The sequence below is a fragment of the Citrobacter sp. TBCS-14 genome, assembly GCF_005280805.1.
Taxonomy (GTDB): domain Bacteria; phylum Pseudomonadota; class Gammaproteobacteria; order Enterobacterales; family Enterobacteriaceae; genus Citrobacter; species Citrobacter gillenii.
The window spans coordinates 293-581 of sequence record NZ_SZWM01000049.1 but is presented as its reverse complement, the minus strand read 5'-3'; the positions used below and the strand labels follow the sequence as shown (position 1 = coordinate 581).

Below are 289 nucleotides of genomic sequence, written 5' to 3'. Positions count from 1 at the left end.
GCCCGCCGTCGCACGGACTGGGCCAAATTGTTCTGGATGATGAAAAGCAGCCCGCTGACGCTGATTGGCGGCGTCATTATTGTACTGATGCTACTGTTAATGGTGCTCTCTCCGTGGATCACCCCTTACGATCCTAACGCCATCGATCTGACCGCTCGCCTGTTGCCACCGTCGGCCAGCCACTGGTTTGGCACCGATGAAGTGGGTCGTGATCTGTTCAGCCGCGTCCTGGTCGGAAGTCAGCAGTCAATTGTCGCCGGTCTGGTGGTGGTGGGTATCGCTGGCGGGC

The 289-nt window shown here is 59.2% G+C and carries 1 pseudogene; it reads left to right on the top strand.

Annotated elements, in window-relative coordinates:
* Positions 1–289, top strand: a pseudogene (locus tag FDX22_RS30765) (D,D-dipeptide ABC transporter permease); the annotation flags it as partial.